This is a genomic window from Citrobacter sp. BDA59-3, from assembly GCF_015167655.1.
GTDB classification, from domain to species: Bacteria; Pseudomonadota; Gammaproteobacteria; order Enterobacterales; family Enterobacteriaceae; genus Phytobacter; species Phytobacter diazotrophicus.
Genome location: NZ_CP063427.1, coordinates 1,496,106 through 1,514,718, shown reverse-complemented (window position 1 = coordinate 1,514,718; position 18,613 = coordinate 1,496,106). Strand labels below are relative to the sequence as shown.

Genomic DNA, 18,613 nt, shown 5'->3' with positions numbered 1-18,613 from the left:
AGGGCCTGATGAGGATTACGCGTTTTTCAGCACTTCACTGACAATTTCTACCGCTTCTTTCTCAATCAGCTTACGGTGTTCTTCACCGAGGAAGCTTTCGCAGTAAATTTTGTAGGCGTCTTCTGTACCTGACGGACGGGCAGCGAACCAGCCGTTGTCGGTCATCACTTTCAAACCACCGATAGACGCGCCGTTACCCGGAGCGGCCGTCAGACGTGCGGTGATGGGATCCCCCGCCAGCGTGCTGGCACTGACCATTTCCGGAGAAAGTTTGGACAATGCCGCTTTCTGTGCGGAGGTTGCGCTGGCACCCAGACGGTTGTAGCTCGGCGCGCCGAAACGTGCGGCCAGCTCATCGTAATGTTGCTGCGGGTTTTTACCCGTAACCGCAGTGATTTCCGCCGCCAGCAGGCACATGATGATACCGTCTTTATCGGTAGACCACGGCGTGCCGTCGAAACGCAGGAAGGAGGCCCCTGCGCTCTCTTCGCCGCCGAAGCCGAAACTGCCGTCAAACAGACCGTCAACAAACCATTTAAAGCCGACCGGCACTTCCACCAGCTTACGACCCAGGTCATTCACCACGCGGTCAATCATGGCAGAAGAGACCAGGGTTTTACCCACGGCGACATCTTTGCCCCACTGCGGACGATGCTGGAACAGGTAGTTAATCGCGACCGCCAGGTAGTGGTTCGGATTCATCAGCCCGGCTGGCGTCACGATACCGTGACGGTCATAGTCAGGGTCGTTGGCAAAGGCCAGGTCGAACTTGTCACGCAGCGCCAGCAAACCGGCCATAGCACACTCAGAGGAGCAGTCCATGCGGATCACGCCGTCTTTATCGAGGTGCATAAAGCGGAAGGTTTGATCAACCTGATCGTTAACGATAGTCAGGTCAAGCTTGTAGAACGCCGCAATACGTTTCCAGTATTCGATACCGGAACCGCCCAGCGGATCAACGCCCAGTTTCAGGCCCGCTTTTTGGATAGCCGCCATATCGACGATATCGGCCAGCCCTTCGATAAACGGCTGTACCAGATCCTGCTCTTTCACGTGGCCGGACGCCAGTGCGGCATCCAGCGTAATGCGTTTCACACCTTTCAGGCCATCAGCCAGCAGCGCGTTCGCGCGATCTTCAACCACTTTGGTCACGTTGGTATCAGCCGGGCCACCGTTTGGCGGATTGTATTTGATACCGCCATCTTCCGGTGGGTTATGTGACGGGGTAATGACGATACCGTCAGCCTGCGCGCCACCTTTTTTATTGTGCACCAGAATAGCGTTGGACACCGCAGGGGTCGGCGTGAAGCCATTATTTTCCTGCACGATCACATCAACGCCGTTCGCCGCCAGCACTTCCAGCACAGAGATAAAGGCAGGTTCAGACAGGGCGTGCGTGTCTTTACCGACATAGCACGGACCGGTGATATCGTTTTTGGCGCGCTCTTCGGCGATAGCCTGAGCAATTGCCAGAATGTGTTGTTCGTTAAAACTGTGACGCCCCGCGCTGCCGCGGTGACCTGACGTACCAAATTTTACCGCGTGCTCAGCATTGCCGATTTCTGGTTTCAGCACATAGTACTGCGCAGTAAGCTGGGCGACGTTAATCAAATCGCTCTGTTGCGCAGGTTGCCCCGCACGTTCGTGGTTAGCCATTGCCTGGTCCTTTTTATGCAAGGATTAAATTGTGCCGCAAACCTTTTCAATCAATTCCGCCGGGAATTGCATTGATTGCATGATGTGCTCCACCATGCTGCATTTACGACCCGTATTCGTGTTAGTGATAACCCAGTACGGGGTATCAGGCACCTGTTTTGGCTTCGTCTGATTGCCGTTTTGCAACAGGGTATGTTCATCCGCCGCGAAGTATACGCGGGTGCGCCCATGCAGAGACTCAGTGGATTCTGCAAAAGCTTTTTTATCTAATGAGTAAAGTGTAGACAGCACCAGCATAAAGCGATTAACGGCCTTTTTCTGCTCTGCATACTCGTCAGAGAGCAGCAGTTCACGCACCGCGCGGACTTTATCTTTTGCCGTATTAGTCGGTTTCGCTTCTTCAACCGTAACAGGCGCAGGGGTTTCTTTCGCGAGTTGAACAGCGGCAGCTGGCTGCGAAGCGGCGGAAAACTTCAACATGCGCCGTAAAATGTCGGATGCGCTCTCGCCAATGTGCTTTGTATGGCTGGCAATATAACTGTAGAGCTCATCATCAACTTCGATCGTTTTCATCTTAATCCAGTGCAGTGTCTATTCTGAATACAAGTTATTGAGATTATAAAGTCAAATCCCAACAGCGGATAGCGTCAAACCAGGATGGCGGCAAAGTCAGAGTGTGTCAAAACCTTGCAGCCGGACGGCAGAATGTTCAACATAATACCTTAATCCGAAAGAGCGAAAAAAAGAACTTTGCCATGAAATTGAATACCCGAGCGCAATCTGCACAACAATCGCACAACAATTCCCCCATAGTGCTGGTTCACGGTTTATTTGGTAGCCTGGACAACCTTGGCGTGCTTGCCCGCGACCTCGTCAATGACCATGATATTATTCAGGTTGATATGCGCAATCATGGCCTTTCCGAACGCTCACCGGAGATGAATTATCCGGCGATGGCACAGGACTTACTGGATACCCTTGATGCTCACGGTATTGGGCGCGCGACTTTCGTTGGTCACTCCATGGGGGGGAAAGCGGTGATGGCCTTTACCGCACTGGCGCCTGAACGCATCGACAAGCTCATCGCTATCGATATTGCCCCGGTCAATTACCATGTACGCCGTCACGATGAGATCTTTGCCGCCATCAATGCGGTGACCGATGCCGGCGTCACGACGCGCCAGCAGGCCGCCGCCGTCATGCGTGAGCATATAAATGAAGAAGGGGTGATACAGTTTCTGCTCAAGTCGTTTGTCGATGGCAAGTGGCGCTTCAATGTGCCCGCGTTGTGGGATCAGTACCCCCATATAGTGGGCTGGGAAACTGTGCCTGCCTGGAACCACCCTGCTCTCTTTATCCCTGGCGGCAACTCGCCCTATGTTACCGAACAGTATCGTGACGAACTGCTGCAACAGTTCCCGCAGGCACGTGCGCATGTCATTGCCGGTGCCGGGCACTGGGTACATGCAGAAAAGCCAGAAGCGGTTCTGCGCGCCATCCGCCGTTATCTCGCTGAAAAGACAAACTGATTAAAAACCCGGCGACCGGTTGCCTGAAAGCGCCCGGCCGTTGGCGTGTCCGCATCGCTGATGTATGATGGCGCGCTAATCAGCCCGGGCAATGACCCGATTGCTTGTACTTCCCGTAGTATTCTTAAATCATGGCTAAAGAACAAACGGACCGCACGACATTAGATCTGTTCGCGAATGAACGTCGCCCGGGACGTCCTAAAACCAATCCGCTCTCTCGCGACGAGCAATTGCGCATCAATAAGCGCAATCAGCTTAAACGCGACAAGGTTCGTGGGCTTAAACGCGTCGAATTAAAACTCAACGCCGAGGCTGTCGACGCGCTAAACGCGCTGGCGGATGCGCGGGAAATGAGCCGGAGCGAATTGATTGAAGAGATGTTACTGGCTCAGCTTAACGCGCTGAACGACCAGGAAATCCTCTGAATTATCGCAAAAATTCACTTTCATGTTGCACAGAGTGCAGTCTTGCATGATTGCAGTTTCCGCGTGCTTCTCTGATCTGCTATGATTGCCCTTATCCGTGGGCCAATCGCCACCACCATATCATTAAGTTTCAAGAGGTTATTTTACTCATGGCAATCACAGGCATTTTTTTCGGCAGCGATACCGGTAATACCGAAAACATCGCAAAGATGATCCAGGCTCAACTTGGTAAAGATGTTGCCGATGTGCATGACATTGCTAAAAGTAGCAAAGAGGATCTGGAAGGTTACGACATCCTGCTGCTTGGCATTCCGACCTGGTATTATGGTGAAGCACAGTGTGACTGGGATGACTTTTTCCCGACGCTGGAAGAAATCGATTTTAACGGCAAACTGGTTGCCCTGTTTGGCTGTGGCGATCAGGAAGACTATGCAGAGTACTTCTGTGACGCGCTGGGCACCATTCGCGACATCATTGAACCGCGTGGCGCCACTATTGTAGGCCACTGGCCGACCGAAGGTTACCATTTTGAAGCGTCAAAAGGTCTGGTAGACGACAACCATTTCGTTGGCCTTGCCATTGACGAAGACCGTCAGCCTGAACTGACCGCTGGCCGCGTCGACAAATGGGTCAAACAAATTTCTGAAGAACTTCATCTGAACGACATTCTCAATGCCTGATGATGTTTGGCGCAACCTGCTGGTTGCGCCAGATTAATAGATAAAAGCGATGGAAATAATTGCTACAATTTTTTAACTTTTTTCTCCAGCGCTGTACAATGGCCCCTGATTAAAACGGGTAGCCCAAAGGACTTTGTAGACGTTACCACGTTTTATAAGCTTACTTTACTTGAGGACTTGCAGTTTTCATTCAGGCATGGCAGTTCTATAATGAGACGCATTATCCCAGGTGCATTCCTTGTAGCTTCCCAACGGGAAGTGAATCGTTTAGCAACAGGACAGATTCCGCATGACTGACAACAATACCGCATTAAAGAAGGCCGGCCTGAAAGTCACGCTTCCTCGGTTAAAAATCCTGGAAGTGCTTCAGGAGCCGGAGAACCATCATGTCAGTGCGGAAGATCTATATAAGCGCCTGATCGACATGGGCGAAGAGATTGGGCTGGCCACGGTGTACCGTGTACTTAACCAGTTCGACGATGCCGGGATTGTGACCCGCCATAATTTTGAAGGCGGTAAATCCGTCTTTGAACTGACGCAGCAGCATCACCACGACCACTTAATTTGCCTGGATTGCGGCAAAGTGATCGAGTTCAGCGATGACTCTATTGAAGCGCGTCAGCGTGAAATCGCATCTAAGCATGGTATTCGTCTGACGAACCACAGCCTCTACCTGTATGGCCACTGCGCTGAAGGTGACTGCCGTACTGACGAAAACGCGCACGAAGCGGCTGATAAATAATTACCCGCATCGTTATAAAGCCAACCTCCGGGTTGGCTTTTTTATTTTCTGCTTTCACCACACGACAAAGCCCGCCGAAGCGGGCCCTTTCAGACGGTTAATTTACCGTGTTATGGTGGCGTATCTCCTGCCAGATCTGGTCACAGCGGGATTTTACCACCTGCCCGTTTCCGGTATGCGTCGCTTCAAGGCACTGCTGATAATCCAGGGTGCGCACGCTCTCCTCCTGCGCAAATTGCTGGTGCGCTTTCTCTTTGCGCAGGACATCCAGCACACTTCTGCACGCCGCCGTTTTCTCCGGAGAACCTTCTGCCGTAGTAATACAGGCGCTATAAGCCTCTTTTAATCGTGCATCTTCCTTTGGTGCCTGCGGCTGTTGCACACAGGCGGCAAGCCCCAGCGTCATCAGGGCAAGCAATATCGGTTTCGTCATCATGGCATTCCCTCGCATTAGAAAATATTCAGGGGCGCAATGACGATAAACTTCACGTCACGTTCGTCCTGGAAGATGTTGTTATATCCACCACCCCAACTCGGGATATTGGAATGGTTATCATATTGGGTGAAATGCAGCTTGAATAAGGTGCCTTTTGCCATCCCTTCTTGCACCGTGTAAAGCAGATCAAGGCTGTACGCCGACTCTTTGATGGAATTTCCCGCGTCGTAATATTTGTCGCCGGAGGAGACATTAGACGGTTTGGCATCCCAGCCATATACATACGATGCACCGACCGCCCAGCCCGGCAGATTCCAGCCTTTCAGGTCATACATAGCGCCAGCAAAGACGGATTTCTCATTATGGGCGTTAAAGTCGGAGCGGTTATCCCACCAGATATCCAGGCGACCGTTGGAAGATCCATACCGCGGCGTCATACGTGAGTTGAAATAGCCCTGGCGGCCATCCGCTTTGACCCAGGTCCCTTCCAGGCGCAAATCCACCGGGCCGACCGTATAGCCAAAAGTGAGCGCCTGTAGCCACGCGGTGCCGTCATAAATATCATTAATCGTGTTGTTATCGGCCTTGTCGCGTGAGCCATAGAACTGATAACTGGTGGAAAGCGGGTTACCCGCGACGTCAAACTTATAGCTGGCTTTGGCAAAATATTGATCAACATAACCCTGTGCCTGGCCAAACGCGGCTTCGAGGATCAGAGCGTTTTTAAAGTCGTACGATGCGCCCAGAGAGTGGACATAATCAATTTTGCTCACGCCATCGTTCTGGTAAAAGTTATCCGTTTCGTTATACCACGGTGCTTTGTATTCATTGGCCCACATGTATGAGAAGCTCAGCGCGCCGCGATCATCGAAATCCAGTTTTGCACCGGCTTCTGCACCCTGATAGGTGCCCGGCATAAAGCTCCAGTTTGAGGCCAGCAGCGTTTGCCCCGTCGGCTGGATGTACCCTGCCCTCGCCCACACCGGGCCATATTTAAATTTCGCGGCAGCTTTATAGAGGCTTGCGCCGCTGCGATCGCCAGACCAGTCTTCGTCATACACCTTGTGGCTATTGGAAAATGCGATTTCATTCGGGTGTCCGCTTTCCGAGGATTCAGCCATCTCAATCGCCGCAAAGACCGCGACATCAATACCGAACATATCGGCAGCGTAACCTGACTGGAAATCGAGATTGGTATTCCAGGTGGAGTGCGACAGGTTAGTTTTGTATTTATCGCCATCGGTGACATCTTTACGGTCACGCTGGCGCTGCCAGTAGTAAATCCCGCCGGTGAGCGTGGCATCATCAACAAAACCAGTGGCGCTGGCGGAAGGAGCGAAAGTTAATCCAGGTAATGCGGTGGCGCAGGCAATAGCCAACGCTAACGCCTTACGTTTAGCGTTAAACGCGTTCATGAGTGTTCCTCTTTGACGAAAAATAAAAAGTGCTGCGCAAAGGCAAACAGCAACAAAGTAAAAAAATGAAATATTACTGACAGTTATAGAAAATGTTTCTATCTCTGTCGTTTGTAAGCATATTTTTCGCGACGCGAATTATCAAGTATTTACAGGAAGGGAATACGGGGATTATGACGCACCACACAGATTTGTTGCTTATCGGCTGACAGCTTGCACAGCAAGGCTTTCAGGGCGACAGAGTCTTCGTTATCAATGAATAACTGAAAAGAGGATCGGATAAAATTAAAACAATATTTTAGAAAAAAAGAAGGAGTACCGTAACTTATTTTCAGATGAGAAATAAAAAACGCTGCACGAGGCAGCGTTTTTAGCATCCTGGCAAGACGGGATTACTCGCCGATTTTCGCCCAGGTATCGCGAAGACCCACAGTGCGATTGAAGACCAGTTTGTCCGCCGTAGCATGGCGACTGTCGAGGCAGAAGTAACCTTCGCGCTCAAACTGATACGCTTTCGCAACCTCAGCGGCCTTAAGGCTCGGCTCAGCAAAGCCCTGCTTAATGACCAGCGACTCCGGGTTAATGACTGTCAGGAAGTCTTCCGCTGCACCCGGATTTGGCACGCTGAACAGGCGGTCATACAGACGAATTTCAACCGGCAGTGCGTGTGCCGCACTAACCCAGTGAATAACGCCCTTCACTTTACGACCATCTGCCGGATCTTTGCTCAGCGTATCGGCATCAAAGGTACAGAAAATCGTGGTGATATTGCCTTCCGCGTCTTTCTCAACACGCTCCGCTTTGATTACATACGCGTTACGCAGGCGCACTTCTTTGCCCAGCACTAGTCGTTTGTACTGCTTGTTGGCTTCCTCACGGAAATCGGCACGATCGATCCAGATTTCACCGCTGAATGGGACATCACGGCTGCCCATTTCCGGTTTGTTCGGATGGTTCGGCATCGAAACCATTTCACTGGCACCCTGCGGATAGTTCTCGATAACCAGCTTAACCGGATCGATAACAGCCATCGCGCGCGGTGCGTTTTCATTGAGATCTTCACGGATGCAGGACTCCAGTGACGCCATCTCAATGGTGTTGTCCTGTTTGGTGATACCAATACGTTTACAGAACTCACGGATGGAGGCGGATGTGTAACCACGACGACGGAGACCAGAGATGGTCGGCATACGCGGGTCGTCCCAGCCTTCAACATGCTTGTCAGTCACCAGCAGGTTCAGCTTACGCTTGGACATGACGGTGTATTCCAGGTTCAGTCGGGAGAACTCGTACTGACGCGGGTGAACCGGAATAGTGATGTTGTCCAGCACCCAGTCATACAGACGACGGTTATCCTGGAACTCCAGCGTACACAGAGAGTGAGTGATCCCCTCCAGCGCATCACTGATGCAGTGGGTAAAGTCATACATCGGGTAGATGCACCACTTGTTGCCCGTCTGATGGTGTTCAGCAAATTTAATACGGTACAGCACCGGATCGCGCATCACGATGAATGGCGACGCCATATCAATCTTCGCACGCAGGCACGCCTTACCTTCTTCGAAACCACCCGCGCGCATTTTTTCAAACAGAGCGAGGTTCTCTTCAACCGTACGATCGCGATACGGGCTATTTTTACCCGGCGCTGTCAGCGTGCCGCGATATTCACGGATTTCGTCAGCGGACAGTTCGTCAACATAGGCCAGACCTTTGCTGATTAACTCTACGGCATAGTTGTGCAGTTGATCGAAATAATCAGAGGAATAGCGCACATCGCCTGACCAGTGGAAACCTAACCACTGCACGTCATTCTTGATGGACTCAACGTACTCGATATCTTCTTTTACCGGGTTGGTGTCATCAAAACGCAGGTTGCATTGCCCTTGATAATCTTGCGCGATACCAAAGTTCAGGCAGATGGATTTCGCATGACCGATATGCAGATAGCCATTCGGCTCAGGCGGAAAACGGGTGCAAATAGTAGAGTGCTTTCCAGTAGCCAGATCTTCATCAATGATCTGACGAATAAAGTTAGTCGGGCGGGCTTCAGCCTCACTCATCATAGATTCCTCAAGGCGTAAACAACATATAACGGCACATGATCTTATAAGCCGCCGTCTGAGACAACCTTTAGTTACGGAAAATAGATACAAAACGGAATACTTTAATTCACGCAAAAAAAAGCGGCAGAGGAAGATCCCCTGCCGCTTATGGCTATTTCTGGTTCAGATTACATCATTAGCCTTTGATGTCGTACAGCGGCGTTTGCCCTGCCACAACAGAACCTTGTGCTTTGATAACCAGACCAGAGAAATCATCAATATTGCTACATACCACCGGGCTAACCATAGAACGGGCATTGGCGTTCAGATATTCCAGATCCATTTCCAGGATTGGCTGACCCGCCGTAACGGTTGCCCCCTCTTCAACCAGACGCGTGAAGCCCTGGCCACCCAGCGCAACAGTGTCGATGCCCATATGAACAACGATTTCCGCGCCTTTTTCAGTTTCCAGGCAGAACGCGTGGTTGGTATTGAAGATTTTCACGATGGTACCCGCTGCCGGTGCAACAACCGTTTTCTCTGTCGGTTTTACCGCTACGCCATCGCCAACGGCTTTGCTGGCAAACGCTTCATCCGGCACTTCATCCAGAGAAACGACCTGCCCGGTCACCGGAGAGACCAGTTCCGCAATCACCGCCGCGCTAACGTTCGGCACTGCCTGCGGTTTAGGCGCGCTGGCGGTTGCCGGGGCAGGAGCCGCTGCGCCTGCCGCCGGAACGTCGCCCGCCGTTTTCATCGCATTAGCAATTTTTTCGGCCGCAAAACCCACAATCACCTGTACGCCGGTTTTATTCAAACGAATAACTCCGCTCGCACCCAGACGTTTAGCCAGCGCTTCGTTAACCAGGGAAGAGTCTTTCACGCTCAGACGCAGACGTGTGATGCAGGCATCGATACCGGTCAGGTTCGCGGAACCCCCGACAGCGGCAATATACTGACGCGCCAGACCGGTCACATCCTGCTCGGAAGCCGTGCTAACATTCACATCCTGGCCATCCGCTTCGTCACCGGCAACCGCCAGTTCACGACCCGGGGTCAACAGGTTGAATTTCAGGATAGTGAAACGGAACACCACGTAGTAGATAACAAAGAACACCAGGCCTTGCAGAATCAGCATGTACCAGTGTACGGCCAGCGGGTTACGGGACGAGAGCACCATATCCACCAGACCGGCACTAAAGCCGAAGCCGGCAATCCACTGCATAGTCGCGGCGATAAAGACAGAAATCCCGGTCAGCACAGCGTGAATGAAGTACAGCACCGGTGCCACGAACATGAAGGAGAATTCCAGCGGTTCAGTGATACCTGTAAAGAAGGCAGCAAAGGCGCCTGCCATCATAATACCAAGGACTTTGGCTTTATTTTCCGGACGCGCGCAGTGGTAAATCGCCAGCGCGGCACCTGGCAGACCAAACATCATGATCGGGAAGAAGCCCGCCTGGTAACGACCCGTAACCCCAACAACCGCTTTGCCCGCTTCAATAGACTGCGCGCCGCCCAGGAAGTTAGGAATATCGTTAATACCGGCAACGTCAAACCAGAATACGGAGTTCAGCGCATGGTGCAGCCCTACCGGAATCAACAGACGGTTGAAGAAGGCGTAGACGCCCGCACCGACAGAGCCCAGTTTCTGAATGTGCTCACCGAAGCCAACCAGACCACTGAAGACTACCGGCCAGATAAACATCATGATGAACGCGACAGCGATCATGACAAAAGAGGTCAGGATCGGCACCAGACGACGGCCGCTAAAGAAGGAGAGCGCCTTCGGCAGCTCGACGCTGCTAAAGCGGTTATACAGTTCCGCAGCAATGATACCGACCATGATCCCAACGAACTGGTTTTTGATCTTGCCAAACGCGGCAGGAACTTGATCGGCTGGGATTTTCTGGATCATAGCGACAGCGGCTGGCGAGCACAGCGTCGTCAATACAAGGAAACCCACAAAGCCGGCCAGTGCAGCAGCACCGTCTTTGTCTTTGGACATACCATAAGCAACACCCACGGCGAACAGCACGCCCATGTTATCGATAATGGCAGAACCAGATTGAATGAAGAACGCCGCCAGCGCGTTAGATCCACCCCAGCCTACCGGGTCGATCCAGTAACCGACCCCCATCAGAATCGCTGCGGCAGGCAGCGTGGCGACCGGCACCATGAGCGCGCGGCCAACCTTTTGCAAGTAACCTAAAAGATTCACGTTATTCCCCCTTTGAACCCCACCGGAGCCCTTAGAAACAGTCTTTTTATTGTCTGACTAACCCTGAAAACACGGCCATTTTTCATTACATTGAGAGTGTGTTGAAAATTAATTCGTCTCGCAAATTAAAAGCACCTTTTTTGTGATTTTAATCACCAAATATCGTTATTTGACCTCCTCTTTGCTGGCTAACCAGCAAAACTTATTTTATCATTCAAAAAATCAAGGCGGATTGCCCCCATAGGGAGCGAAACTGAGTTACGCTTTACACTGCACTGGAACGCAATCCGCTAACTTTAATCAACTTAGAGGTGAACAATGAGACTGATTCCTCTGGCAACAGCTGAACAAGTCGGTAAATGGGCGGCCCGCCATATCGTCAATCGCATCAATGCATTTAAACCTACAGCGGATCGTCCGTTCCTGCTTGGCCTGCCAACCGGTGGCACGCCTCTTACCGCCTACAAAGCATTAGTTGAAATGCACAAAGCGGGCCAGGTTAGTTTTAAACATGTTGTCACGTTCAATATGGACGAATATGTCGGCCTGCCGAAGGAGCACCCGGAAAGCTATCACAGCTTTATGCACCGTAACTTTTTCGATCACGTTGATATTCCGGCGGAAAATATTAACCTCCTGGATGGCAATGCGCCGGATATTGACGCAGAATGCCGCCAATACGAAGAAAAAATCCGTTCCTATGGCAAAATTCACCTGTTTATGGGCGGCGTTGGCAACGATGGTCACATCGCCTTCAACGAGCCCGCATCTTCGCTGGCTTCTCGTACCCGTATTAAAACGCTGACCCATGACACCCGCGTGGCCAATTCCCGTTTCTTCGACGGCGACGTTAATCAGGTGCCGAAATACGCACTGACCGTGGGCGTAGGTACGCTGCTTGATGCAGAAGAAGTGATGATTCTGGTATTGGGAAGCCAGAAAGCGCAGGCTTTGCAGGCGGCCGTAGAAGGTAACGTGAACCATATGTGGACCATTAGCTGTCTGCAACTGCACCCGAAAGCCGTGATGGTGTGCGACGAGCCGTCTACGATGGAACTGAAAGTTAAAACATTGAAATATTTCAATGAATTAGAAGCGGAAAATATTAAAGGTCTGTAATTGTGTTTCGTTCCGCAAATCCAGCGGGACGACACCCATTTGTTAACCGGGGGTCGTTATGTATGCTTTAACCCATTGCCGGATTTTCACCGGACATGAAATTTTGGATGACCACGCGCTGATTGTCGCCGATGGCCTGATTGATCGTCTCTGCCCTGTGGCTGAGCTGCCGCCCACTATCGAGCAGCGTGATCTCAATGGCGCAACGCTGGCCCCCGGTTTTCTTGACGTACAACTGAATGGTTGCGGTGGCGTGCAGTTCAACGACACCCCCGAAGCCGTAAGCATTGAAACGCTGGAAATCATGCAGCGCGCCAATCAAAAATCAGGCTGCACAAGTTTTCTGCCGACGCTTATCACCACCAGCGATGACCTGATGAAACAAGGCATTCAGGTGATGCGTGATTATCTGGCGAAACATGCACATCAGGCGCTTGGTTTGCACCTCGAAGGGCCGTGGCTCAATATCGTAAAAAAAGGCACCCATAACCCGAAATTTGTCCGCAAACCGGATGCCGAACTGGTGGATTATCTCTGCGCCAATGCTGACGTCATAACTAAAGTGACGCTGGCGCCGGAAATGGCCGGTACTGAGGTTATCAGTAAGCTGGCTGCGGCCGGTATTGTGGTGTCAGCAGGCCACTCGAACGCGACATTAAAAGAAGCGAAAGCGGGTTTCCGTGCAGGCATCACGTTTGCGACGCATTTATACAATGCGATGCCGTACATCACCGGACGTGAACCGGGTCTGGCGGGCGCGGTACTGGATGATGCCGATGTTTATTGCGGGATCATTGCAGATGGGCTGCATGTCGATTACGTTAATGTCCGTAATGCGAAACGCCTGAAAGGCGACAAACTCTGTTTAGTTACAGATGCAACGGCGCCTGCAGGGGCAGATATTGACCAGTTCATTTTTGCTGGTAAAACAATATACTACCGTAATGGACTGTGTGTGGATGAAAACGGTACGCTGAGCGGCTCCTCCCTGACAATGATTGAAGGGGTTCGGAACCTGGTCGAGCATGTGGGTATTGCGCTGGATGAAGTACTGCGCATGGCAACCTTGTACCCGGCTCGCGCGATAGGCGTCGACGGGCAGCTCGGCAGCATTGCCCCGGGTAAGGTTGCGAACCTGACCGCCTTCACACACGATTATAAAATAATCAAGACTATCGTTAATGGTAACGAGGTCGTCATCGAGTAAATAAAAGGTATGACAGCAGGCGGACAAGCTCAGATTGGTAACGTTGATCTCGTTAAACAACTTAACAGTGCGGCGGTTTACCGCCTGATTGATCAACTAGGCCCTATTTCGCGTATTCAAATTGCCGAGCAGAGCCAGCTTGCGCCCGCCAGTGTGACAAAAATCACGCGTCAGCTTATTGAACGCGGCCTGATCAAAGAAGTTGATCAGCAGGCCTCCACCGGGGGCCGCCGCGCTATCTCTATCATTACCGAAACCCGCAATTTTCAGGCTATTGGTGTGCGTCTTGGACGTTCCGATACCACCCTCACCCTTTATGATCTGAGCAGCAAAGTGCTGGCGGAAGAGCATTATCCTCTGCCAGAGCGGACGCAGGAAACGCTGGAGCACGCGTTGCTGAACACCATCAGCGCCTTTATCGAAAGCAATCAGCGTAAGATCCGCGAACTGATCGCCATCTCGGTCATTTTACCAGGCCTTGTCGACCCGGAAAGCGGCGTCATTCGCTATATGCCGCATATTCAGGTTGAGAACTGGGGACTGGTGGACGCACTGGAAAAACGTTTCAAATTAACCTGTTTCGTCGGTCACGATATCCGCAGTCTGGCCCTTGCAGAGCACTATTTTGGGGCAAGTCAGGACTGTGAAGATTCCATTCTGGTGCGTGTTCATCGCGGAACCGGGGCAGGAATCATCTCTAACGGGCGCATTTTTATCGGTCGCAACGGTAATGTGGGTGAAATTGGTCACATCCAGGTGGAGCCTCTCGGCGAGCGATGTCATTGCGGTAACTTTGGCTGTCTGGAAACCATCGCCGCCAATGCCGCCATTGAACAACGCGTAAGGCATCTGCTGGAACAGGGCTACCAAAGCCGCGTAACGCTGGATGACTGCACGATAAAAAATATCTGTAAAGCCGCAAATAAAGGCGACGCGCTGGCGTGTGAAGTGATTGAGTACGTTGGTCGCCATCTGGGTAAAACAATCGCCATTGCCATTAACCTCTTCAATCCGCAAAAAGTGGTCATCGCCGGGGAGATTGTTGAAGCGGAGAAAGTGTTGCTGCCTGCTATTGAAGGCTGCATTAACACACAGTCGCTCAAAGCATTCCGTAAAAATCTTCCCGTGGTGCGATCCACCCTTGACCATCGCTCGGCGATAGGCGCTTTCGCTCTGGTGAAACGCGCCATGCTGAACGGCATGCTGCTGCAACGCTTGCTGGAAAACTGACAGGGTTTAGAGACCCTAAATAATTCGAGCTGCATAAAGGCGGTAAGCGCATAAATGCTCAGGAGCTTACTGAGATAAGTGACCGGGCCGCGCAAACATCACCAACGCATAGGCAAGTTGAAGTATGACGGTTATAGTTATTGCTTCTCTTTTTTTACCGGGTAGTCCATGACCATTCAGAACGTAATCTGTGATATTGACGGCGTCTTGATGCACGATAATGTCGCCGTGCCGGGCGCAGCGGAGTTTATTCATCGAATCCTGGAAAAAGGGATGCCGCTGGTGCTGCTCACCAACTACCCTTCCCAGACGGGGCAGGATTTGGCTAACCGCTTTGCCTCTGCTGGCATAGATGCACCAGCCAGCGTCTTTTACACCTCTGCGATGGCGACAGCTGACTTCCTTAAGCGTCAGGAAGGGAAAAAAGCTTACGTAGTCGGTGAAGGCGCATTGATTCACGAACTCTATAAAGCCGGGTTTACCATTACGGATATCAACCCGGATTTCGTTATCGTGGGCGAAACGCGTTCCTACAACTGGGAAATGATGCATAAGGCGGCCTTTTTCGTCGCCAACGGTGCGCGCTTTATTGCCACCAACCCGGACACCCACGGACGTGGCTACTATCCTGGCTGCGGCGCGCTGTGCGCCGGTATTGAAAAAATCTCCGGCCGCGAGCCTTTCTACGTCGGCAAGCCGAGTCCGTGGATTATCCGCGCCGCACTCAATACTATGCAGGCGCATTCAGAGCAGACGGTGATTGTCGGTGATAATTTGCGTACCGATATTCTTGCGGGCTTCCAGGCGGGTCTGGAGACTATCCTGGTGCTCTCTGGCGTATCAACGCTGGATGATATCGACAGCATGCCGTTCCGTCCTTCATGGATTTACCCTTCGGTTGCTGAAATCGACATTTTTTAAACGAAACCACGTCTCCGGACGTGGTTTTTCATTTTCAGCACCAATAAAAAAAGACCGTTTAATAAAATGCGCTGAAAACTGATAATTCATCAATAGCTCAGCTCAATTCATGTTCTTTTTTCAGCATTCAGCAATCGTCATTGCGCTTTTTACTTTCAAGGCTGTAAAACGCTTGCGCACGTCACACCTTTGCGGCATTTTCTTAAACAAGCAATAAGACAACGCGATGACGCGGCGTCTGCACTCACACAACACTGCATTGCCTTAAAGTAACGGAGAAGTCTATGTGTTCTATTTTTGGCGTACTGGATATTAAAACCGACGCGGTTGAGCTGCGTAAAAAAGCGCTCGAATTATCCCGCCTGATGCGCCATCGCGGCCCGGACTGGTCTGGCGTTTATGCCAGCGATAAAGCGATTCTTGCCCATGAGCGTCTGTCTATTGTCGACGTCAATGCGGGTGCCCAGCCGCTGTACAACGAGAAAAAAACACATGCGCTGGCCGTTAACGGTGAAATCTACAACCATCAGGCTCTGCGTGCGGAATATGGCGATCGCTATCAGTTCCAGACCGGTTCTGACTGTGAAGTTATCCTCGCGCTGTATCAGGAAAAAGGCCCTGAGTTTCTGGACGATCTGCAAGGTATGTTCGCTTTCGCCCTGTATGACAGCGAAAAAGACGCTTATCTGATTGGTCGTGACCACATCGGCATTATCCCGCTGTATATGGGCCATGATGAGCACGGTAACTTTTATGTTGCTTCCGAAATGAAAGCGCTGGTCCCTGTGTGCCGTACCATCAAAGAGTTCCCGGCGGGCAGCTACCTGTGGAGCAAAGACGGTGAAATCCGTTCTTACTATCAGCGTGACTGGTTCGACTATGAGGCAGTGAAAGATAACGTCACTGACAAAAACGAACTGCGTCAGGCGCTTGAAGAGTCTGTGAAAAGTCACCTGATGTCAGATGTGCCGTATGGCGTTCTGCTCTCGGGCGGTCTGGACTCTTCTGTCATTTCCGCTATTACCAAAAAATTCGCCGCGCGCCGTGTGGAAGATCAGGAACGCTCTGAGGCCTGGTGGCCGCAGTTGCACTCCTTTGCTGTGGGCCTGAAAGGGGCTCCGGATCTGAAAGCTGCGCAGGAAGTGGCAAACCATCTGGGTACGGTTCACCACGAAATCCACTTTACCGTACAGGAAGGTCTGGACGCGATTCGCGACGTGATTTATCACATCGAAACCTACGATGTAACCACCATTCGCGCCTCTACGCCGATGTATCTGATGTCCCGTAAAATCAAAGCAATGGGCATCAAAATGGTACTGTCTGGCGAAGGTTCTGACGAAGTGTTCGGCGGTTACCTCTATTTCCATAAAGCGCCGAATGCCAAAGAGCTGCATGAAGAGACCGTACGTAAGCTGCAGGCGCTGCACATGTTCGACTGCGCGCGTGCTAACAAAGCGATGTCCGCCTGGGGCGTAGAAGCGCGTGTGCCGTTCCTGGATAAAAAATTCCTCGATGTAGCGATGCGCATCAACCCGCAGGATAAAATGTGCGGCAACGGCAAAATGGAAAAACACGTCCTGCGCGAATGTTTCGAATCCTATCTGCCGGCGAGCGTTGCATGGCGTCAGAAAGAGCAGTTCTCTGACGGCGTAGGTTACAGTTGGATCGATACACTCAAAGAAGTAGCGGCACAGCAGGTTAGCGATCAGCAACTGGCGACAGCCAGCTACCGTTTCCCGTACAACACGCCGGGCTCGAAAGAAGCGTATCTGTACCGTGAAATCTTTGAAGAGCTGTTCCCGGTACCCAGCGCTGCTGAATGTGTGCCTGGCGGCCCGTCTGTGGCGTGCTCATCTGCAAAAGCAATCGAGTGGGATGAGTCATTCAAATCCATGAACGATCCATCAGGTCGTGCGGTTGGCGTACATCAGTCCGCTTACAAATAAGCGATTGTTATCGTTAAAGGCCCTGCGGGGCCTTTTTTTATTTCTGCATATGTTTTGCTATACAAAATCGATAAATAACCAATAATTGCCGAATTATGCGTCACGCTGTTCGCAACCTAACCAAACAGTCACATTCCGGCAATTTTCGATGAAAAAGGTATTGACGCTGTCAGGCCCAATACGCATAATGCGCCCCGCAACGCCGATAAGGTAACGCGAAAAAAAGATGGCTACTTAGCTCAGCTGGTTAGAGCACAGCACTCATAATGCTGGGGTCACAGGTTCGATTCCCGTAGTAGCCACCATCTTTTTTTGCGGGAGTGGCGAAATTGGTAGACGCACCAGATTTAGGTTCTGGCGCCGCAAGGTGTGCGAGTTCAAGTCTCGCCTCCCGCACCATTCACCAATAAGCGTTGCACGGATGGGGTATCGCCAAGCGGTAAGGCACCGGTTTTTGATACCGGCATTCCCTGGTTCGAATCCAGGTACCCCAGCCATATTTTTGATGTTTGCGGTTCACCGCGACGGTATTGGGGTATCGCCAAGCGGTAAGGCACCGGTTTTTGATACCGGCATTCCCTGGTTCGAATCCAGGTACCCCAGCCAGTCGGTGACTGGTTTGCAGTAAAATTTGGCTACTTAGCTCAGCTGGTTAGAGCACAGCACTCATAATGCTGGGGTCACAGGTTCGATTCCCGTAGTAGCCACCATATTCAAAGGCTGATGTTCATAAAAACATTAACCTGAGTAAAAAATTGTTGGGGTATCGCCAAGCGGTAAGGCAGTGGATTCTGATTCCACCATTCCGAGGTTCGAATCCTCGTACCCCAGCCAATTTCAAAAAGTCGTTTGCTTTCGGGTAGACGCAAAGGTTGAAGTTTTATCGTTAACGCGTAAAATTTCACGCCTATTGGGGTATCGCCAAGCGGTAAGGCAGCGGATTCTGATTCCGCCATCCGAGGTTCGAATCCTTGTACCCCAGCCACATAAAAAGCAAAAAGCTCGCTTCGGCGGGCTTTTTGCTTTTCCGGCTACTGCTGA

Annotated in this window: 15 protein-coding genes and 7 tRNA genes; 16 read left to right on the top strand and 6 right to left on the bottom strand. The window is 51.5% G+C overall.

Annotation, left to right across the window (positions count from 1 at the left end; translation table 11 throughout):
• Window positions 1-15: 15 nt before the first annotated feature.
• Together pgm and seqA are read right to left on the bottom strand one after the other, a co-directional pair.
• Window positions 16-1,656, bottom strand: coding sequence for a phosphoglucomutase (alpha-D-glucose-1,6-bisphosphate-dependent) (gene pgm / locus IP582_RS07060; RefSeq protein WP_193795504.1), 1,641 nt, complete (start codon window positions 1,654-1,656; stop codon window positions 16-18).
• 24 nt (window positions 1,657-1,680) lie between these two features.
• Complete coding sequence (seqA, locus tag IP582_RS07055) at window positions 1,681-2,229, bottom strand: replication initiation negative regulator SeqA (RefSeq protein ID WP_193795503.1); 549 nt, start codon at window positions 2,227-2,229, stop codon at window positions 1,681-1,683.
• 182 nt (window positions 2,230-2,411) lie between these two features.
• Between seqA and ybfF the strand changes: the two genes are divergently transcribed.
• From ybfF to fur, 4 genes are all read left to right on the top strand, one after another.
• On the top strand, window positions 2,412-3,185 hold the full coding sequence (gene ybfF, locus IP582_RS07050) for an esterase (RefSeq protein ID WP_193795502.1): 774 nt from the start codon (window positions 2,412-2,414) through the stop codon (window positions 3,183-3,185).
• Window positions 3,186-3,316: 131 nt separating this feature from the next.
• Complete coding sequence (ybfE, locus tag IP582_RS07045; protein ID WP_041852102.1) at window positions 3,317-3,610, top strand: LexA regulated protein; 294 nt, start codon at window positions 3,317-3,319, stop codon at window positions 3,608-3,610.
• Between the two features lie 149 nt (window positions 3,611-3,759).
• Window positions 3,760-4,290, top strand: a complete 531-nt coding sequence (gene fldA, locus IP582_RS07040; RefSeq protein WP_193795501.1) for a flavodoxin FldA — start codon at window positions 3,760-3,762, stop codon at window positions 4,288-4,290.
• 289 nt (window positions 4,291-4,579) lie between these two features.
• Entirely contained in the window at window positions 4,580-5,032 is a 453-nt protein-coding gene (fur, locus tag IP582_RS07035; RefSeq protein ID WP_041852104.1) for a ferric iron uptake transcriptional regulator, read from the top strand.
• Window positions 5,033-5,129: 97 nt separating this feature from the next.
• On the opposite strand, the gene chiQ is transcribed toward fur, so the two are convergent.
• The 4 genes from chiQ to nagE all read right to left on the bottom strand — a co-directional run bounded on the left by chiQ (window position 5,130) and on the right by nagE (window position 11,146).
• Window positions 5,130-5,465 (bottom strand): ChiQ/YbfN family lipoprotein, encoded by a 336-nt coding sequence (gene chiQ / locus IP582_RS07030; protein ID WP_193796201.1) that lies wholly within the window; start codon window positions 5,463-5,465, stop codon window positions 5,130-5,132.
• A 17-nt stretch (window positions 5,466-5,482) separates the two neighbouring features.
• A complete protein-coding gene (locus tag IP582_RS07025; RefSeq protein WP_193795500.1) occupies window positions 5,483-6,883 on the bottom strand; it encodes an OprD family outer membrane porin in 1,401 nt (466 codons plus the stop codon).
• Window positions 6,884-7,275: 392 nt separating this feature from the next.
• Window positions 7,276-8,943, bottom strand: coding sequence for a glutamine--tRNA ligase (glnS, locus tag IP582_RS07020; protein WP_193796200.1), 1,668 nt, complete (start codon window positions 8,941-8,943; stop codon window positions 7,276-7,278).
• 178 nt (window positions 8,944-9,121) lie between these two features.
• The gene (gene nagE, locus IP582_RS07015; protein ID WP_193795499.1) at window positions 9,122-11,146 is read right to left on the bottom strand and encodes an N-acetylglucosamine-specific PTS transporter subunit IIBC; all 2,025 of its coding nucleotides are present in this window, start codon (window positions 11,144-11,146) and stop codon (window positions 9,122-9,124) included.
• A gap of 318 nt (window positions 11,147-11,464) precedes the next feature.
• Here nagE and nagB point away from each other — a divergent pair, with 318 nt between their 5' ends.
• From nagB to IP582_RS06955, 12 genes are all read left to right on the top strand, one after another.
• Entirely contained in the window at window positions 11,465-12,265 is an 801-nt protein-coding gene (nagB, locus tag IP582_RS07010) for a glucosamine-6-phosphate deaminase (protein ID WP_041852108.1), read from the top strand.
• 58 nt (window positions 12,266-12,323) lie between these two features.
• A complete protein-coding gene (gene nagA / locus IP582_RS07005) occupies window positions 12,324-13,472 on the top strand; it encodes an N-acetylglucosamine-6-phosphate deacetylase (RefSeq protein ID WP_193795498.1) in 1,149 nt (382 codons plus the stop codon).
• Between the two features lie 9 nt (window positions 13,473-13,481).
• On the top strand, window positions 13,482-14,702 hold the full coding sequence (locus IP582_RS07000) for an N-acetylglucosamine repressor (protein WP_193795497.1): 1,221 nt from the start codon (window positions 13,482-13,484) through the stop codon (window positions 14,700-14,702).
• Between the two features lie 168 nt (window positions 14,703-14,870).
• Window positions 14,871-15,623, top strand: coding sequence for an HAD-IIA family hydrolase (locus tag IP582_RS06995; protein WP_071193860.1), 753 nt, complete (start codon window positions 14,871-14,873; stop codon window positions 15,621-15,623).
• Window positions 15,624-15,907: 284 nt separating this feature from the next.
• The gene (gene asnB, locus IP582_RS06990; protein WP_193795496.1) at window positions 15,908-17,572 is read left to right on the top strand and encodes an asparagine synthase B; all 1,665 of its coding nucleotides are present in this window, start codon (window positions 15,908-15,910) and stop codon (window positions 17,570-17,572) included.
• Window positions 17,573-17,800: 228 nt separating this feature from the next.
• A tRNA-Met gene (locus IP582_RS06985) sits at window positions 17,801-17,877 on the top strand.
• Window positions 17,878-17,886: 9 nt separating this feature from the next.
• Window positions 17,887-17,971: transfer RNA gene (locus IP582_RS06980), tRNA-Leu, on the top strand.
• Window positions 17,972-17,994: 23 nt separating this feature from the next.
• Window positions 17,995-18,069, top strand: a tRNA-Gln gene (locus IP582_RS06975).
• Between the two features lie 34 nt (window positions 18,070-18,103).
• Window positions 18,104-18,178 (top strand) — tRNA-Gln (locus IP582_RS06970).
• A 27-nt stretch (window positions 18,179-18,205) separates the two neighbouring features.
• Window positions 18,206-18,282, top strand: a tRNA-Met gene (locus IP582_RS06965).
• A 49-nt stretch (window positions 18,283-18,331) separates the two neighbouring features.
• Window positions 18,332-18,406, top strand: a tRNA-Gln gene (locus IP582_RS06960).
• Between the two features lie 77 nt (window positions 18,407-18,483).
• Window positions 18,484-18,557: transfer RNA gene (locus IP582_RS06955), tRNA-Gln, on the top strand.
• Window positions 18,558-18,613 lie beyond the last annotated feature (56 nt).